Here is a 13,122-nt window from a genome sequence, read left to right on the forward strand (position 1 = left end):
TATGGAATACGTAGTCATTACTTTTTTATGTTTGGGTATTCTGCTTTACTTTCTTCTTGGAGGTGCAGACTTTGGAGCGGGTATTATTGAACTGTTCACGTCGACAAAGAACAGGAGTAGGACCCGAAAAACCATGTACCAGGCTATCGGGCCGGTTTGGGAGGCTAACCACATGTGGCTCATTATCGCAATCGTAATACTATTTGTTGGGTTTCCACATATTTATACCACCATGTCGGTGTATTTGCATATCCCATTGCTGATTATGCTCATCGGGATTATTGCCCGCGGAACAGCCTTTGTATTTCGCCATTACGATGCCATTAAAGATGATATGCAATGGCTGTATAACCGTATTTTCAGATATTCCAGCTTTGTTACCCCGTTTTTTCTGGGGATCATTGCAGGGAGCGTAATATCCGGGCACATTGATACAGAGGCAAAAGATTTCCTTTCTGCCTACGTTTATAGCTGGTTAAACTGGTTTTCGATAGCAGTTGGGCTTTTTACGGTGTCGTTATGCGGATTTTTGGCTGCGGTTTACCTGATTGGTGAAACCGATAATGAGGATGATAAGAGACGCTTCATTAAGAAAGCAGAATACATGAACATATCTGCTGTTGCTTTCGGGGCTATGGTTTTTATTGCAGCACAGTTCGATAATATTCCACTCATCGACTGGGTTTTTAAAAATACGGTTGGCTTAACGGCAATTATACTGGCCAGCTTGTCGTTATTTTTATTGTGGTACTTGCTGTTGAAAGGGAAAACAAAGGTATTAAGAATACTGGCCGGTTTTCAGGTGACGATGATCCTGGTTGCCATCAGCTATGCGCATTTTCCAAATTTTATCCGATTAAAAAATGGTGATGCCATTTCGCTTTTTGAAACAGTTGGTCCGCCTAAAACTATTTACAGTCTGGGCCTGGCGCTTTTGCTGGGAAGTGTGTTGATTCTGCCTTTCCTGGGCTATCTGTTTTATAAATTTCAAAAGAAAGAAGAATAAAAGCCGATTCAGGCCTGTTTAAGACGAGGTCAATTCATAAAAGAGAGCATTTGTTTTCAATTGCTCTCTTTTACTATCAATTACAAACCACCTTTCCTCGTGGCTTTTTTTACTTCAGGCCAAGTGGCTTGCTTACCTGTGCGTTCATTTACAGGTAAATCTGTAGCTTTTTCTGTAGACGTTTTTTCAGGATCTTCACAGGCCATATAAACCATAATGGCTGCCAAAATTACATTGCTGCGAATTTCGTCAAAAACAAGCTTGTCATAACTATCGCGGTTGGTATGCCAGGTATAAGTCCCGTAATCCCAGCTGGTAGCGCTTAGGGAATAACCGAGCGCACCAGCAGCAACGAAGGAGGCAAAATCAGAACCTCCGGCGCCTGGCGTTCCCGGGAAACTTGTCTTAATCTGGTTTTTTATGGTATCTGGTACTGCAGCTAACCAGCGCGTGATGTAATCTTTAGATTTTGCAAACCCTTGTCCACCGATATTAACTACGCGTCCGGTTCCATTATCCTGATTGAATAATGCCTGAAGGTTGCCCACAATCTCTGGATGATCTTCAACAAATGCCCGGGAACCATTTAAGCCCTGTTCTTCACTACACCAGTGCCCAACTAAAATGGTACGTTTTGGGTTAGGATAAAATTTCTTTAGAATACGCATCGCTTCCATCATCATGATAGTGCCCGATCCATTATCCGTTGCACCGCTTGCACCATCCCACGAGTCAAAATGAGCAGACAACATCACATATTCTTTTGGCTTTTGCTTTCCCTTAATTTCTGCAATGGTGTTGAACGTGGGCACCACACCAAGTTCTTTTGATTCTGATTCGATCCTGAGCATGGGTTTATTGCCACTCGTAGCTAAGCGGTAAACCAGGCCATAATCTTCAACTGATAAATCGAGTGTTGGGATTTTGGTGGTGTTTGCGCCAAAAATTTTATCCACTCCAAAGCCTTGCGACCAGTTGTTGATGATGATTCCGGCTGCGCCTGCACCTTCTATGGCCAGAGCCAGATTCTTCCCGGTTAGTCCCGTTTTGGCCATCCCGGCCGACCAGGCTTTACCAGCTTCGGTTTTTTCTTTTTTATATTTTTCAAACAGATCTTTAGTGGCAAACTCTTCCCAGTTTTTTTCTGGCCGGCCGGAAATCTGGTTCATCGAAATTAACACCATTTTACCTTTCACATTAGGCAACCACCGCTGAAAAGAAACAGAGTCGGTGATGGCAGGTAAAACAATGGCTTCTGCATTTATGGCTTTTCCATTTGTTGATGGGCTCCAGGCTAATTGAGTACCTTCAAGGGTTCTCAGCCTCGGACTAACGAGATCAATATGGCTTACACCTCTTTCCCAGCCCCGCCATTCGCCCCATTTCTCATTTTTTGCAGAAATACCCCAGTCACTGTATTTTTTCACTGCCCAGTCGTTGGCTTGCTTCATTTGCGGTGACCCCACTAAACGGGGTCCCACAACATCTAAAAGCTCGTGTGCCAGCTTCTCGAGCTGAGAGTTTTCATTTACTTCTTTCACAATATTGTCTATCAACTTGCTGTCTTGCCCAAAAGCGATGGATGATGTAAACAGCAAAAGGGTAGGGAGTAGTAGTTTTTTATTCATAATTAGTTGTGGTTAACGGATCAGGCTAATTTAACTATTTAGAGCTTGGATACGTGATGTTAATGGAAATGTTGCAGTCAACACTTTCATTATGGCAAAAAGACTCACAGTGCCGGCGCCACGGTTTAAGGGCAAAAAAAACAGGGCTGAAATAACCGAAGTTACCAAAGCCCTGCTTTTAAATATCTGGGAAATGTTATTCCTGAAATCTAGGTATTCATCATTTTAATGAAAGCACCCAATTTAGCTTTCATGGCACGTCTGTCTACAATGAAATCAAGAAAGCCATGTTCCAATACAAATTCTGAAGTTTGGAAGCCTTTTGGCAGGTCTTTTTTAATGGTTTCTTTGATTACCCTTGGGCCGGCGAAGCCGATCAAAGCACCCGGTTCAGCAATATTAATGTCGCCAAGCATTGCATAAGATGCAGTAACACCTCCTGTAGTAGGGTCGGTGAGTAAAGAAATATATGGTACTTTAGCCTGACTAAGCAAAGCAAGTTTTGCTGAAGTTTTAGCCATTTGCATCAATGAAAATGCAGCTTCCATCATACGAGCGCCGCCTGATTTAGAAATCATCAGGAATGGCACTTTATGTTTGATACTATAGTCAATTGAACGGGCTATTTTCTCCCCTACAACAGAACCCATTGAACCGCCAATAAAGGCAAAATCCATACAGGCAATCACAATATCCTGACCTTCGATTTTTCCTGCGCCCGCACGTATAGCATCTTTTAAGCCGGTTTTCGCCTGACTTTCCTTGATTCTATCCGTATAGGGTTTATTGTCGTTGAAATTTAGCGGGTCGCCAGATGTGAGGTTTGGAAAAAGTTCTTTAAATTCATTGTTGTCGAAAAGAACCTCGAAGTATTCTTTAGAACCCACTCTCAGGTGATAGTTGCAGTAGTGGCAAACGTATTTGTTTTCCTGTAATTCTGCCTGATGCAAGGGTTTTTTACAATTCGGACATTTATTCCACACGCCATCCGGTGCCTCTTTCTTCTCTTCGGTTGTGGTGATGATACCTTTATTTTCTCTTTTAAACCAAGCCATATAATTTTTTAAAGAATTGGATTGCAAAGAAACGAAAAATATACTCAAGTTTATAAATTACCATTGATCAAATTTCAATTATAAAAATGGTATCAGCGCCCGGTTGGTTTGGTAATTGATTTTTGCCAATGATTAATCTGAAGTTAAAAATAAGTTATTCCTGCTAATGTGTGTTTTTTACACTAAGGATAATGTGATTTTTACACTTAATGGCCTTTAGTTGGTTGTAAAGCAAATAATTCTGTTGTTACAAAAGCTTGGAATGTTATTTTTTTTTATAACTTCGAACAAATAAAAATTAACAAGAGATGAGTTTAAAAGGCTACAAAGGCGTAATTTACGGAGATGCCGTTCAAGAATTATTTGAGCAGGCTAAAAAACATCAGTTTGCTTTACCAGCAGTAAACATAACCGGAACAAATACGGTTAATGCGGTATTGGAAACTGCTAAGGCAGTAAATTCGCCTGTTATGATTCAGTTATCTAATGGTGGTGCACAGTTTTATGCTGGTAAATCTTTAGATAATGAGAAATTACAAGCGTGCATATTAGGTGCTGTATCTGCAGCGAAGCATGTACATTTATTGGCAGAACATTATGGTGTTGCTGTGGTTTTGCATACTGACCACGCTGCTAAAAAATTATTGCCATGGATTGATGGCCTTTTAGATCATGGCGAGAAATTCTTCGCAGAAACCGGAAAGCCTTTATTTTCTTCACACATGTTAGATTTGTCTGAAGAATCTATCGAGGAGAACATGGAGATTTCTGCTAAATACTTAGCACGCATGTCAAAGATGAACATGACTATCGAAATTGAACTTGGTGTAACAGGTGGCGAAGAAGATGGTGTAGACAACAGTGATGTAGATAGCTCAAAATTATATACTCAGCCTAGTGAAGTAGCTTATGCTTACGAAGAGTTAAGCAAAGTATCTCCTCGTTTCACAGTTGCTGCCGCTTTTGGTAATGTGCATGGTGTTTACAAACCAGGTAACGTTAAATTGCAGCCGGTAATTTTGAAAAACTCTCAGGACTTTATTAAAGAGAAATTTAGTTTAACTGAAGAAAAACCAATCAACTTTGTATTCCACGGTGGTTCAGGTTCTTCACAAGAAGAAATCAGAGAGGCAATTTCTTATGGGGCAATCAAGATGAATATCGACACGGATATGCAATGGGCATTCTGGGAAGGTATTCTAGAATACTACAAAAAGAACGAAGCTTATCTTCAAGGCCAGATCGGTAACCCTGAGGGCGACGATAAGCCAAACAAGAAATACTACGATCCACGTGTTTGGTTACGTAAAGCTGAAGAAGCATTTGTTAAACGTTTGACTGTTGCTTTTGAAGATTTGAATTGCGTTAATGCAAATGACAAATTATAATATGTGCGATTTTTGATGGTGAATTTTTTCATTCACTCATCTGGAAATCAGCCACTCGATAATTTAGAAAGCGCCATAGGTATAAAAACTTATGGCGTTTTTCTTTGTTTTATGGTTATATTTAAGCAAACCAAAATGTGATGACTAAATCTAAAACCGACATCAAAAAGAATAACTTTTTTGAGAAGTTTGCCAATGCCGCAACCAAATTTACAGGCAGTTCTGTAGCTTTTATTGCCGCAACTGCTATCGTAATTATCTGGGCAGTTACTGGTCCTGTTTTTAAATATTCGGAAACCTGGCAGCTCGTGATTAATACAGGTACCACTATCATCACCTTCCTGATGGTTTTTCTGATTCAGAAAGCGCAGAACAAGGATGGTAAAGCTATACAGTTAAAGTTAAATGAATTAATTGCTGCGCAACAGGGTGCAAGCAACCGCATGGTAGATATTGAGGATTTAAGTGAAAAGGAGTTGGATCAGTTACATAAATTTTACGTTACGATTGCTACGCTTGCCAAAAAAGAGGCCGATATTCACTGCTCTCATTCCATTGATGTTGCCAAGGAACTTAACGAAGAGAAAATAAAAACGAATAAACACTTTAAACACCAGAAATAATGAGTCTACAGGTTCAAAAAGTTATTCACCCAGAAGATTTAGATAAGGTATTTGCTATCCGTAAAAAAGTATTTGTAGAGGAACAAAATTGTCCGCCAGAGCTGGAGTGGGAAAACGAAGATGTTTCCACCCATTTTCTTGCCACTCAGAATGGGCAACCCTGCGGGGCCTGCCGCTGGCGTAAAACTGAACTGGGTTATAAGCTCGAACGTTTTGCCGTATTGAAAGAATTCAGGGGGCAGGGGGTAGGCAGAGCTCTAATTGCCGAAGCACTTTCAGATTTACCTGAAGATGCTCATTATATATACCTGAACTCGCAACTGGATGCCGTAAGCTTGTATGCTAAATTTGGCTTTGCTTCACAAGGTGACCAGTTTGAAGAGGCAGGAATTCAGCATTTTAAAATGGTAAAGAAAGTTTAAAGATTTTAAAGCGAACAACAATTATCCAAATATCTGAGCGGACAAAATCATTGCCTCGTGCCATTTTTCCATGTTGAGATTTAGATTTTCGCCTTTTGCAGTTAAAAAGGAAATTACATCTTCGGTAGCAATATTTCCCGTTAAGTCATCAGCTGCCATCGGACAACCACCAAAGCCTTTTAAAGCAGCATCAATGCGCTTCACTCCTGATTGATATGCAGCTTCAATCTTTTTGAGGCGGTCGGCAGGAGTGGAATGCAGGTGAATCCCGATTTCGGTATCCGGATATCCGGATATCAGTGTGGGTAGAATTTCCCTGATTTTTTCGGGAGTAGACACACCTACTGTGTCAGCAATCGAAAGAATTTTAACTCCTTTACTCACCAGAATTTCTGTCCACTTTTCTACAATTTCATAGTTCCAAACATCGCCATACGGGTTGCCGAAACCCATTGAAAGATACACAACGGCTGTTTTGTTTTTCTTTTGGCATAAAGATAACATCTGCTCAACCGTAGCTAACGATGCCGGTATACTCGAATTGGTATTGCGCTGCTGAAAGGTTTCTGAAACGGAAAATGGAAAGCCCAAAAAATCGATCTGTTCATAATCACCCGCCGTTTCTGCGCCCCTTATATTTGCTACTATGGCGAGCAGCTGGGTAGCAGTGTTGCTAAGATCCAGTTTTGCCAGCAATGCTGCGGTATCCGCCATCTGCGGAATAGCCTTTCGCGATACAAAACTACCAAAGTCCAGCGTGTCAAAACCAACCTGAAGCAATAAATTAATGTATTGCGCTTTTAAGGCTGTTGGAACAAAATCATGAAGGCCCTGCATGGCATCACGAGGACATTCAACCAGTTTAAATTTATTTTCACTCATATGCAATGGGCTCACTAAAATAGGTGATAGGCAAGGTTTTCAAGTCAATGTAAAACGGCCAGGTCATCAGTTAAATTTCCTTTCTATAGTCAACACTTCGGTCTTTGGCAAATGTCCTGATGATTAAACGTGTTCCCCTGTCGTAACTGAAGTAGCTCCAGAGCCAGTTGATAAACACGATAATTTTGTTTCTAAAGCCCACTAATGTCATCAGGTGCACAAACATCCAGGTGAACCACGCAAACACGCCCTGGAAGCGTATTTTGCCCATATCTACTACCGCTTTATTCCTTCCAACAGTAGCCATCGATCCTTTGTCAAAGTAGCTGAACTTTTCCAGAGGTTTTTTCTGGGCGATATTGATCAGGTTTTTGGCCAGGTGGTGCCCTTGCTGGATGGCTACTGGCGCTACCCCGGGATGTCCGTTAGGTGTTTCGTCATTGATTATCGCCGCAACATCCCCAATGGCATATATATTCTGGTATCCTGCAACGAGGTTTTCCGTATCGGTTTTTAATCTTCCGCCACGTACCACTTCTGCCTTTTCCATTCCTGCTAATACCTGCCCCTTAACGCCGGCACTCCAGATTACCGTAGCGCTTAATATTGGTGGCTTATCCTGAAGCGTAAGTATATGTCCGTCATAGCCGAGTACGCGGGTTTCATTCATCACCTGCACCCCCATTTCGATAAGGAATTTCTTGGCATGAACCTGAGCCTGTGGCGACATCGGGCCGAGTACTTCCGGAGAGTTTTCAACAAGGTAAATGTTTACCTTACTTAAATCCATTTCGGGGTAATCGTTAGGTATCACGTGCTTTTTAAGCTCCGCAATTGCTCCGGAAGTTTCTACTCCGGTTGGTCCGCCGCCTACGACAACAAAGTTTAAAAGGGCGCTTTTTTTATCTGAATCGCTTTGAATTAAAGACTTTTCGAAATTCTGTAGTATCAGGCTTCTTAAATCGAGAGCTTCGGGAATCGATTTCATTGGCATCGAATTTGCCTCGATCTCTTGATTACCAAAAAAGTTGCTGGTAGAGCCAGTAGCAATTACCAGGTAATCATAATGGATATCGCCAATATCGGTGCGTACATAATTTTCAGCCGCATTAACTTCATTCACCTTGGTTACCCTGAAGATCAGGTTTTTCTGACCTTTAAATATTTTTCGAAGTGGGAAGGCGATGGCTTCAGCCTCGAGTCCGCCCGTTGCTACCTGATAAAGTAGCGGTTGAAAAGTATGGTAGTTATGTTTATCCAACATCACCACCTGAAAAGGTTTATTCTTTAATCGTTTTGCTAATTCAATTCCTCCAAATCCACCTCCAACTATAAGTACTCTAGGGTATTCGCTTTTAGGAAGTTGTAAATCCATTTTCTATCGGTTTATCTGTTTGCTAAAGTAACAAAAAGATATACAAATGGTTTAAATACCGTGGATATTCAACCGTTATCACCTCATTCTGCCGGTAATTAATGTTGTTATGATCATTTCAATTTGTAGTTATGGCAAAAAAAAAACGCCCCGGTTTATCGGGGCGTTTCTGAATCTTAAAAAATGCTGATTCTTATTTTTTCTCTTCTGAACTACCAAGATCAATTACGATAGGAGTAGAGATACATAGTGATGAATAGGTACCAATGATACGGCCAATCAACAATGCGAAGATAAATCCACGTATACTGTCTCCGCCAAAGATGAAGATCACCAATAATACAAAGAATACCGAAAGTGAAGTTAAAATCGTACGACTTAATGTACTGTTCAATGCGAAGTTGATTAAGTTATTACGTTCTTCACCGTGTAAATCGCTTTTACCCGATTCTTTAAGACGTTCACGAATACGGTCGAATACGACTACTGTTTCCGTCATGGTGTAACCCATTACCGTTAAAATCGCTGCGATGAAATCCTGACCAATTTCTAAAGAGAATGGTAGTACGCCATCTAAAATTGTGTAGAATGATAATACCATTAAAACGTCGTGGAATAATGCGATAACTGCACCTAAACCATACTGCCATTTTTTGAACTGAATTACAATATACACGAACATAAACAAACATGATATTAATACAGCGTAAAATGCACCGTTAACGATATCGCTGGCGATAATAGGCGTTACTTTTTGCGAGCTTACAATTTCATATTTTGAACCTGCTAACCCTTTATTTAAAGCATCTTCAACAACTTTATCCGTTTTAACATCCTGATCTTCTATTTGATAAGTAGTTGTAATTTTCAACTGACTGTCTTCACCCGCAGTTTTAACCTCAGGTGTTTCGTTTCCAAAAGCAGGAGTTAGTTTAGCTCTTACTTCTTCAGTAGTAACAGGATTCTGGAAATGAACCAGATAAGTTCTTCCTCCTTTGAAATCTACACCAAGGTTTAAACCACCATTTTTAAAATACATACCAATACCGGCAATAATGATGATGCTGGAAATGATGTAGTAAATTTTACGGCGGCCAACGAAGTTGAAGGCCAGGTTTTTGAAAGCATTACGGGTTAAGCTGTTATCAAAAGAAATTTCAACCTTGCGATCTAACATCGATTGGAATACTACTCTTGAGATTAATACAGCTGCGAACAACGAAGAAAGGATACCGATACATAATGTAGTTGCGAAACCCTGAACCGGGCCACTTCCGAAAAAGTATAGAATTGCACCCAAAATGAATACCGTAACGTTTGAATCGATAATAGATGGCATCGCATGTTTGAAACCTTCTTTGATTGCAGCGGGAGTAGCCTTTCCTAAAGCGAGTTCTTCACGTACACGTTCAAAAATAAGGATGTTTGCATCTACCGATAAACCAATGGTTAATACGATACCTGCAATACCTGGTAAAGTTAATACAGCGCCAAGAGATACCAATATACCAATGATGAAGAATAAGTTAACCAATAAAGCGAAGTTTGCAACCCAACCTGCACGGTGATAATACAACGCCATGAAGATTAAGATTACAATAAATGCAATTACGAAAGAGATCAGACCATCGTGTATCGCCTGTGCGCCAAGGGTAGGACCTACAATGTAGCTACCTGCAATGCGTGCAGGAGCAGGTAATTTACCAGCCTTTAAGATGTTAGATAAATCTTTTGTATCAGTTTGTGTAAAGTTACCGGTAATTGAAGAAACACCACCAGCGATTTCATTCTGTACTGTAGGTGCAGAATAAACCATGTTATCTAATACAATTGCGATAGATTTTTTATTGTTTGCATCAGCTGCAGCTTCTGCGGTAATTTTTTTCCATTTTGCAGCGCCTTCGCTGGTCATGTACATGGTTACTTCTGGTTTACCTTTCTGATCGAAATCAGCACGGGAATCGCTGATTGCTTCACCACCTAAATCCGGTTTGCCATCTGCACTAAGTACTTTAATAGCATATAATTCGAAAATTTTAGAACCTTCTCTTGGTTTAACGCTCCACATAAATTTCATCGATGATGGAATAGATGCAGCAACTTCAGGCATTTTAAGGTAAGCATTAACTTTAGCAGTATCTTTCTGTAAAGACATCCCTACTACAGCGCCAGGAATCAACTGTTGCTGACCGTTTTCGCCCTGATAAATCGGTAAGTTAAGCACGGCGTATAGCGGATTGGATTTTGCCAGTTCGGCTCTAACCGCTGTAGAATCTTTTTTACCTAAATTAGCCAGTTTACCACCTTTAGCAGCAGAATCAGTTTTAGCTTTGCCTTCTAAACCGGCAAGCTTGCCACCAGCAGCAGGAGCTGCAGTAGTATCAGTGCTTGCAGGCGTATTTGATTTCAAAGTAGCCGCTAAAGTTTTATTGATATTTTCAAGCAAAGGAACAACTTCCTGAACCTGGTATACCTGCCAGAATTGTAATTCAGCAGAACCCTGTAATAATTTAGCCATACGTTCTTTATCCTGAACACCTGGCATTTCAATTAAGATCCGGTTACTTCCTTCTTGTTTTTGAATGTTTGGACTAACAACGCCTGAACCATCGATACGAGAACGTAAAACAGTTTCAGAACGATCAATCGCACTGGTTGCTTCTTTTTCTAAGAAAGACTCAACCTCGCTATTGCTTGCATTTGGTTTTAACTGCGAAGCATTATTCTGATTAGAGAAAAAATCTGCAAGTTTAACGCCCGGACTCAACTTTTCGAATTCATCAACAAAAATCTTGATGTAATCTTTTCCACCTGCGTTTAACTGGATCTGTGCATTTTGAACAGCTTTGTTGAAATTGGCATCTGTAGGGTTACCCGCTAAAGATTTAACCAGTTCAGCTAACGATATCTCCATCGTTACGTTCATACCGCCTTTTAAGTCGAGACCTAAGTTAATTTCTTTCGATTTTACCTCGCTGTAAGTAAATCCAACAACTGGATAAACTTTCTCGGTACTCATCGAATCTAAATAAGCCTTCTCTTTGGCTGCATCACCTTTCGCATAGTTTTTTGCGTCTTTCTCTATTTTGTTTGCTACCAAAGTAAAAGAAAGTGCATACGCACAAACGATAGCTAAAACTATCGCTATAAACTTAATAAAACCTTTTCCTTGCATTGTTTGTTTAAAATAATTTGTCTTTCGCTGTTTTTTAACAAGTCGGCAAATCTAATTAAATTTTTAAATTATAGAACCTCCTTATTGATAATTTATTAAGAATAATTTTTAAGAGAGAATTATCGGGTGAGAATTGTTGAGGTTATACTGTTTTTGAGCTGGCTTCGCCGCATAATACGATTTAGATGTTATTTCTCTTTAATACCTCAAAGGTGTAATCGTACTTATTTTTATCATCCGCATGATGAGTTTCACTACTAATGGTTTGCCATTCCGTTCTATCAACTTTCGGGAAAAATGTATCAGCCTCAAAGGTATGGTGAATGGTAGTCAGGTACAAAATGTCGGTTTTAGGTAACGCCTGACGGTAAATTTCGGCACCACCCACTACAAATACTGATTTTTCCTCGTCCGCGGTTAACTCAAGTGCTTCGTCGAGGCTGTTTACTACTTCTACATGGTCGATTTTCAATTGACGATCTCGTGTGATTACGATGTTTCTGCGGTTTGGCAATGGTCTTCCTACCGAATCGAAGGTTTTACGGCCCATGATCACCGTATGACCGGTAGTGGTTTGTTTGAAAAATTTCAAGTCGGCCGGCATATGCCAAAGTAGCTGATTGTTTTTCCCTATTTCAAAGTTTTCGCCCGTGGCAACGGCAATACAAAGCAAAGCGCTTTTTCCTTCATTAGTCATCAACTCTTATTTTATTTATATAAACTGTATTATACTGCCACTACGCCTTTTATATGTGGATGTGCTTCGTAATTTTCCAATGTAAAATCTTCAAATTTGAAATCAAAAATACTTTTCACATCTGGGTTAATCTTCATTATTGGTAGCGGCTTTGGCGCTCTGCTCAATTGTAAATGAGCCTGCTCAATGTGGTTATTGTATAGGTGGGCATCACCTAAGGTATGTACAAAATCACCGGCTTCAAGTCCGCATACCTGAGCAACCATCATTGTTAATAAAGCGTATGATGCAATGTTAAAAGGAACACCCAAAAAGATGTCTGCACTGCGCTGATACAGCTGGCAACTTAACTTTCCGTCAGCTACGTAAAACTGAAAAAACGCATGGCAGGGTGGAAGCGCCATATTTTCAATTTCAGCAACGTTCCATGCGGAAACGATAATTCTGCGTGAATCAGGATTGTTTTTAAGGGTATTGATGATATTGGTAATCTGATCAATATGCTGACCATCTGGCGTGGGCCAGCTTCTCCATTGTGATCCATATACCGGTCCCAGGTTTCCATCCTCATCAGCCCATTCATCCCAAATCCGTACACCATTATCTTTCAGGTATTTAATATTGGTGTCGCCTGTTAAAAACCAGATCAGTTCATGGATAATAGATTTTAAATGGAGCTTTTTAGTAGTAACCATAGGGAAGCCTTCCCGCAAATTAAACCGCATCTGGTAGCCAAAAACACTAATGGTTCCTGTCCCTGTGCGATCGTGTTTCTGTGCACCATTATCCAGCACTTGCTGCATTAAATCTAAGTATTGTTTCATATTTTCTTAACCCGTTCCGGGGCTTCCAGATCTTAAGTGGTATTGGC

11 protein-coding genes are annotated in these 13,122 nt (G+C 40.3%); 4 read left to right on the forward strand and 7 right to left on the reverse strand.

The genetic code is table 11. The annotated features are described in order from the left end of the window. Window position 1 precedes the first annotated feature (1 nt). Entirely contained in the window at window positions 2-1,006 is a 1,005-nt protein-coding gene (locus AC570I_RS13700) for a cytochrome d ubiquinol oxidase subunit II (protein WP_047799356.1), read from the forward strand. 80 nt (window positions 1,007-1,086) lie between these two features. Here the strand turns inward: AC570I_RS13700 and AC570I_RS13705 are convergent, their stop codons facing one another. Both AC570I_RS13705 and accD read right to left on the reverse strand, forming a co-directional pair. Further along, window positions 1,087-2,634 (reverse strand): M20/M25/M40 family metallo-hydrolase, encoded by a 1,548-nt coding sequence (locus AC570I_RS13705; protein WP_497405873.1) that lies wholly within the window; start codon window positions 2,632-2,634, stop codon window positions 1,087-1,089. A gap of 209 nt (window positions 2,635-2,843) precedes the next feature. Then, window positions 2,844-3,689 (reverse strand): acetyl-CoA carboxylase, carboxyltransferase subunit beta, encoded by an 846-nt coding sequence (gene accD / locus AC570I_RS13710; protein ID WP_497405874.1) that lies wholly within the window; start codon window positions 3,687-3,689, stop codon window positions 2,844-2,846. 308 nt (window positions 3,690-3,997) lie between these two features. On the opposite strand from accD, the gene fbaA reads away from it, so the two are divergent. The 3 genes from fbaA (at window position 3,998) to AC570I_RS13725 (ending at window position 6,122) form a co-directional block, all read left to right on the forward strand. Beyond that, window positions 3,998-5,077 (forward strand): class II fructose-bisphosphate aldolase, encoded by a 1,080-nt coding sequence (gene fbaA / locus AC570I_RS13715; RefSeq protein ID WP_047799353.1) that lies wholly within the window; start codon window positions 3,998-4,000, stop codon window positions 5,075-5,077. A gap of 140 nt (window positions 5,078-5,217) precedes the next feature. Further along, window positions 5,218-5,700 (forward strand): low affinity iron permease family protein, encoded by a 483-nt coding sequence (locus tag AC570I_RS13720; RefSeq protein WP_047799352.1) that lies wholly within the window; start codon window positions 5,218-5,220, stop codon window positions 5,698-5,700. Next, a complete protein-coding gene (locus AC570I_RS13725; protein ID WP_497405875.1) occupies window positions 5,700-6,122 on the forward strand; it encodes a GNAT family N-acetyltransferase in 423 nt (140 codons plus the stop codon). Before AC570I_RS13720 ends, AC570I_RS13725 begins: the two co-directional genes overlap by 1 nt. Before the next feature lie 21 nt (window positions 6,123-6,143). On the opposite strand, the gene AC570I_RS13730 is transcribed toward AC570I_RS13725, so the two are convergent. The 5 genes from AC570I_RS13730 to AC570I_RS13750 form a co-directional block, all read right to left on the reverse strand. Continuing rightward, complete coding sequence (locus AC570I_RS13730; RefSeq protein ID WP_497405876.1) at window positions 6,144-7,004, reverse strand: hydroxymethylglutaryl-CoA lyase; 861 nt, start codon at window positions 7,002-7,004, stop codon at window positions 6,144-6,146. A 70-nt stretch (window positions 7,005-7,074) separates the two neighbouring features. Then, on the reverse strand, window positions 7,075-8,379 hold the full coding sequence (locus AC570I_RS13735) for an NAD(P)/FAD-dependent oxidoreductase (protein WP_497405877.1): 1,305 nt from the start codon (window positions 8,377-8,379) through the stop codon (window positions 7,075-7,077). 193 nt (window positions 8,380-8,572) lie between these two features. Continuing rightward, window positions 8,573-11,554, reverse strand: a complete 2,982-nt coding sequence (gene secDF, locus AC570I_RS13740; protein WP_497405878.1) for a protein translocase subunit SecDF — start codon at window positions 11,552-11,554, stop codon at window positions 8,573-8,575. A gap of 181 nt (window positions 11,555-11,735) precedes the next feature. Next, complete coding sequence (locus tag AC570I_RS13745; RefSeq protein ID WP_047799347.1) at window positions 11,736-12,251, reverse strand: dihydrofolate reductase; 516 nt, start codon at window positions 12,249-12,251, stop codon at window positions 11,736-11,738. Window positions 12,252-12,280: 29 nt separating this feature from the next. Next, the gene (locus AC570I_RS13750) at window positions 12,281-13,075 is read right to left on the reverse strand and encodes a thymidylate synthase (RefSeq protein ID WP_497405879.1); all 795 of its coding nucleotides are present in this window, start codon (window positions 13,073-13,075) and stop codon (window positions 12,281-12,283) included. Between the last annotated feature and the right edge of the window lie 47 nt (window positions 13,076-13,122).

Source organism: Pedobacter sp. A2324 (assembly GCF_059693705.1).

Excerpts from the sequence above, each read along its gene's own strand:
- fbaA (WP_047799353.1), top strand. The coding sequence starts at position 3,998 with ATGAGTTTAAAAGGCTACAAAGGCGTAATTTACGGAGATGCCGTTCAA.
- AC570I_RS13725 (WP_497405875.1), top strand. The coding sequence starts at position 5,700 with ATGAGTCTACAGGTTCAAAAAGTTATTCACCCAGAAGATTTAGATAAG.
- accD (WP_497405874.1), bottom strand. The coding sequence starts at position 3,689 with ATGGCTTGGTTTAAAAGAGAAAATAAAGGTATCATCACCACAACCGAA.
- AC570I_RS13750 (WP_497405879.1), bottom strand. The coding sequence starts at position 13,075 with ATGAAACAATACTTAGATTTAATGCAGCAAGTGCTGGATAATGGTGCA.
- AC570I_RS13705 (WP_497405873.1), bottom strand. The coding sequence starts at position 2,634 with ATGAATAAAAAACTACTACTCCCTACCCTTTTGCTGTTTACATCATCC.
- secDF (WP_497405878.1), bottom strand. The coding sequence starts at position 11,554 with ATGCAAGGAAAAGGTTTTATTAAGTTTATAGCGATAGTTTTAGCTATC.
- AC570I_RS13720 (WP_047799352.1), top strand. The coding sequence starts at position 5,218 with ATGACTAAATCTAAAACCGACATCAAAAAGAATAACTTTTTTGAGAAG.
- AC570I_RS13730 (WP_497405876.1), bottom strand. The coding sequence starts at position 7,004 with ATGAGTGAAAATAAATTTAAACTGGTTGAATGTCCTCGTGATGCCATG.
- AC570I_RS13745 (WP_047799347.1), bottom strand. The coding sequence starts at position 12,251 with ATGACTAATGAAGGAAAAAGCGCTTTGCTTTGTATTGCCGTTGCCACG.
- AC570I_RS13735 (WP_497405877.1), bottom strand. The coding sequence starts at position 8,379 with ATGGATTTACAACTTCCTAAAAGCGAATACCCTAGAGTACTTATAGTT.
- AC570I_RS13700 (WP_047799356.1), top strand. The coding sequence starts at position 2 with ATGGAATACGTAGTCATTACTTTTTTATGTTTGGGTATTCTGCTTTAC.